General features: G+C 67.2%; 5 protein-coding genes. All 5 read left to right on the top strand.

All coding sequences use genetic code 11. The features are described 5' to 3' along the window. Positions 1-647 (top strand): type I glyceraldehyde-3-phosphate dehydrogenase (locus tag JHC99_RS17520; protein WP_292155950.1); only part of this gene is annotated, 647 nt, incomplete at its 5' end. Further along, positions 647-949 carry a hypothetical protein gene (locus tag JHC99_RS17515; RefSeq protein WP_292155948.1) on the top strand — a complete coding sequence of 101 codons (303 nt, stop codon included), beginning with the start codon at positions 647-649 and terminating at the stop codon, positions 947-949. The genes JHC99_RS17520 and JHC99_RS17515, both read left to right, overlap by 1 nt. Before the next feature lie 31 nt (positions 950-980). Further along, positions 981-2,177: a phosphoglycerate kinase gene (locus JHC99_RS17510; RefSeq protein ID WP_292155947.1), complete on the top strand. Its 1,197-nt coding sequence runs from the start codon at positions 981-983 to the stop codon at positions 2,175-2,177. A 45-nt stretch (positions 2,178-2,222) separates the two neighbouring features. Then, entirely contained in the window at positions 2,223-3,395 is a 1,173-nt protein-coding gene (gene crtY, locus JHC99_RS17505; protein ID WP_292155946.1) for a lycopene beta-cyclase CrtY, read from the top strand. Beyond that, positions 3,392-4,810, top strand: a 1,419-nt coding sequence (locus JHC99_RS17500; protein ID WP_292155945.1) for a phytoene desaturase, incomplete at its 3' end; no start/stop codon positions are given. The genes crtY and JHC99_RS17500, both read left to right, overlap by 4 nt.

Below are 4,810 nucleotides of genomic sequence, written 5' to 3'. Positions count from 1 at the left end.
TCTCGGCCCCCTGCGACGGCGCCGACAAGACCATCGTCTACAAGGTCAACCATGACGTCCTGACCGGCGAAGACATCGTCGTCTCCAACGGGTCCTGCACCACCAACGCCCTCGCCCCCGTCGCCAAGGTCCTGCACGACCTGTTCGGCATCGAGCGCGGCTATATGACCACGATCCACAGCTACACCGGCGACCAGCCGACGCTGGATACGATGCACAAGGACCTGTACCGGGGCCGCGCCGCCGCACTGTCGATGATCCCGACCTCGACCGGCGCCGCCAAGGCCCTCGGCCTCGTCCTGCCCGCCCTGAAGGGCAAGCTGGACGGCTCGTCGATCCGAGTGCCAACGCCCAACGTCTCGGTCGTCGACCTGAAGGTCGTCTCGGGCCGCGAGGTCACCGTCGAGGAAATCAACGCCGCGCTGCAAGCCGCCGCCGACGGCCCGATGAAGGGCGTCCTGGCCGTGACCACCGATCCCCTGGTCTCCACCGACCTGAACCACATCGCCGCCTCGTCCACCGCCGCCCTGCCCCAGACCCAGGTCGTCGACGGCAAGCTGGCCCGCGTCCTGACCTGGTACGACAACGAGTGGGGCTTCGCGACGCGGATGGCCGATACCGCGCTGGTGATGAGCAAGCTGATCTGATGACGGTCGAGGCGCCGATCCATCTGCGCCTCGCCGCTCAACAAGCGCTACTCGGGCACGTCACACCTAATCTGCGGGCCTTCTCTGTTGAAGAGGACGGCAAGACCATTCTGGCACTTGCCGTCTTCGAACAACCGCCAAGCGACCATGAGATCGAACTCATCCAATTCGCGGGAACTGAGCTGATTTCTCACTACGTTGATTCAATGATCGACGACCGCATTGAGGTCACCAGCGCCCCTCAACCGCCGCTCCTCGCTCATCTTGTTTACCGGCGATACGAACCCGGCGACGGCATCTGACTTTTCAACAATCATCGCTTCCGAGACTGGCATGACCTTCCGCACCCTCGACGACGCCGGTTCCCTCGCGGGAAAGACTGCCCTGGTCCGCGTGGATTTCAACGTCCCGATGGAGGACGGCAAGATCACCGACGACACCCGGCTGCGGGTCGCCCTGCCGACCATTGCCAAGCTGCGCGACGCCGGTGCCAGGGTCGCCCTGCTGGCCCACTTCGACCGGCCCAAGGGCAAGGTCGTGCCGTCGATGAGCCTGAAGCCCGTCGTCGATGATCTGGAGCATCTGCTGGGCGCGCCCGTCCGGTTCGCCGACGACTGTGTGGGTGACGAGGCCAAGGCGGCCATCGCGGACCTGGACGCCGGCGGCGTGATCCTGCTGGAGAACGTCCGCTTCCATGCCGGCGAGGAAAAGAACGATCCGGCCTTCGCCGCACAACTGGCCGAGATCGCCGACATCTATGTCAACGACGCCTTCTCCGCCGCCCACCGCGCCCACGCCTCGACCGAAGGCGTCGCCCATCTGATCCCCGCCTATGCCGGCGAATCCATGCGGCGCGAGCTGGAGGCCCTGGACGCCGCGCTCGGCAATCCGAAGAAGCCCGTCATCGGCATCGTCGGCGGCTCCAAGGTCTCGACCAAGCTCGACCTGCTCAAAAACCTGGTCGGCAAGCTGGACCGTCTCGCCATCGGCGGTGGCATGGCCAACACCTTCCTGTTCGCGCAAGGCGTCGATATCGGGGGCTCGCTGGCCGAACGAGACATGGCCGACACCGCCCTCGAAATCCTGACCGAGGCGAAAGCGCGGGGGTGCGAGATCCTTCTGCCCGTCGACTTCATCGTCGCCACGGAGGTCAAGCCGGGTGCAGACAGCCGCCCCGTCACCGCCGGCCAGCCCCTGTCGGCCGATGACAAGATCCTGGACGCCGGCCCGGCCACCGTCGCCCGCCTCGTCGATGCGATGACGGCGTCGAAGACCCTGATCTGGAACGGGCCGCTCGGCGTCTTCGAGGTGCCCCCCTTCGACGTCGCCACGGTCGCCGTCGCCCATCATGCGGCGGCCTTGGCCAAGGCTGGTGTCCTGGTCGCCGTCGGCGGCGGCGGCGACACGGTCGCGGCCCTGCATCACGCCGGTGTCGTGGACGACATGACCTTCGTCTCCACCGCCGGAGGTGCCTTCCTGGAATGGATGGAGGGCAAGCCCCTGCCAGGCGTCGAGGCCCTGAACGTCTGAGTGATCAGGCGGCGCGAACGGCTGGCGACGTGCTAGACCGTCTCCATGTCCGTCCCCGATCCGGCTTTTGATCTGATCCTCGTCGGCGGCGGCCTGTCCGCCGCCCTGATCGCCTGGCGCCTGGCGCTGGACCGGCCCGAGCTGCGCGTCGCCGTGATCGAGCGCGACGGACGTCTCGGCGGGAAGCATACCTGGTCCTTCTTCGACGGTGACCTGTCGGAGGGCGACCGCGCCTGGCTGGCCCCGGCCACCCCGCATCGCTGGCCCGAAGGCTATGACGTCTATTTCCCCGGCCTCAGCCGCTCGCTGAAGACGCCCTACAACAGCCTGACCTCGGAACGCCTCCACGCCGTCGTCGCCCCTCTGCTCGGCAACCGGCTGATCGCGGGCGAGGCGGTCGAGATCGCACCCGGCCACGTCACCCTCGCCGACGGCCGGACCCTCCGAGCGCCCGGCATCATCGACGCGCGGGGCCCAACGGAGACGCCCCACCTCGACCTCGGCTGGCAGGTGTTCGTCGGCCGGACCCTTCGTCTGGCACAGCCCCACGGTCTGACCCGACCCACCATCATGGACGCCACCGTGGGTCAGGGCGACGCCTATCGATTCGTCTATCTGCTGCCCTTCGCCCCCCATACGGTGATGGTCGAGGACACCTATTACGCCGATACGCCGACGCTGGACCGCGCCCTCATCGGTCGCCGCATCGACGCCTACGCCCGCTCGCGCGGCTGGACCGTCGAGGCGGTGGTGGCCGATGAACAGGGCATCCTGCCCATCGCTCTGGGTGGCGACATCGACGCCTTCTGGGACGAGGGTCCGCCCGTCGCCCGCACGGGGCTGGCCGCCGCCCTGTTCCACCCCACCACCGGCTATTCCCTGCCCGACGCGGTTGCGATGGCCCGCATGATCGCCGAACTGCCCGACCTGAACTCGTCCGCCATGCGCGCGGCGACCCAGGCCCGGTCGAAAACGCTCTGGGCCGATCGCGCCTTTTACCGTCTGTTGAACCGGATGCTGTTCCGCGCCGCCGAACCGTCCCAGAGATGGCGCGTCCTGCGCCGCTTCTACGGTCTGTCGGAGGGTGTGGTGCGGCGCTTCTACGCAGGGCACAGCACGACGCTGGACAAGGCCCGCATTCTGGCCGGAAAACCGCCTGTGCCGATCGGAAAAGCCATGCGACAACTCAGAGACACCCACGCCGGAGCCGCGCTGTGAGAGATGTCGCCTCGAAACGCGCAGTGGTCGTCGGCGCAGGCTTCGGCGGCATCGCCCTGGCCATCCGCCTGCAACGCGCCGGCATCCAGACCACCCTGGTCGAGAAGCGCGACAAGCCCGGTGGCCGCGCCTATGTCTGGCACGAGCACGGCTTCACCTTCGACGCCGGCCCCACCGTCATCACCGACCCCGACTGTCTGACCGACCTGTTCGAGGGCACGGGCAAGACGCTGTCCGACTATGTCGAGCTGCTGCCGGTCGATCCCTTCTATCGACTGTGCTGGGAGGACGGCGCGGCGTTCGACTACAATGACGATCAGGTCGCGATGGAGCGCCAGATCGCGGCCTTCAACCCGGCCGACGTCGCGGGCTACGACCGCTTCCACAAATATTCCGAAGACCTCTATCAGGAGGGCTACCTCCGGCTCGGTGCCGTGCCGTTCCAGTCCTTCTGGTCGATGATCAAGGCCGCCCCCGAACTGGCCCGGCTGGAAAGCTGGAACAGCGTCCACGCCATGGTCGCGCGGTATATCCAGGACCCGCACCTGCGTCAGGCCTTCAGCTTCCACACCCTGCTGGTCGGCGGCGATCCGTTCAAGACCAGCTCGGTCTATGCCCTGATCCACGCGCTGGAGCGGCGCGGGGGTGTCTGGTTCGCCAGGGGCGGCACCGGTTCCCTGATCGCCGGACTGGTCAAGGGCTTCGAGGACCTGGGCGGCCGGGTCCTGCTGAATGCCCCGGTCGAGCGGATCGAGATCACGGACGGCCGCGCCACCGGCGTCGTCCTCGAAGACGGCCAGGCGATTTCGGCCGACATGGTCGCCTCCAACGCCGACGTCGTTGCGACCTACGACCGTCTTCTGGGCGGCACCGCGCGCGGCAAGGCCAAGGCGAAATCGCTGAAGTCCAAGCGGTTCTCCATGTCGCTGTTCGTGCTGCATTTCGGCCTGAGCACACCCCAACCGCAGCTGGCCCACCACACCATCTGCTTCGGTGCCCGCTACCGCGAACTCATCGCCGAGATCTTCGGCGGGCCGACCCTGCCCGAGGATTTCTCGCTGTACCTGCATGCCCCCTGCGCCACCGATCCCGGCATGGCCCCGGACGGAATGTCGAGCCACTACGTCCTGTCGCCCGTGCCGCACCTGGGCGCCGCCGACATCGACTGGGAGGTCCAGGGGCCGCTGTATCGCGAGAAGATCCTCGACTACCTCGAGGAACGCTACATCCCCAATCTGCGGCGCGACCTGGTGACGACCCGCATCTATACGCCCTTCGATTTCCGCGACGACCTGAACGCTCATCTGGGCAGCGCCTTCTCGCTGGAGCCGATCCTGACGCAGAGCGCCTGGTTCCGGCCGCACAATCGCGACGACGTCATCGACAACCTGTATATCGTGGGCGCAGGGACCCAT

The organism is Brevundimonas sp. (assembly GCF_016463485.1).
Taxonomy (GTDB): domain Bacteria; phylum Pseudomonadota; class Alphaproteobacteria; order Caulobacterales; family Caulobacteraceae; genus Brevundimonas.
This window is presented reverse-complemented; position numbering and strand designations above follow the sequence as displayed.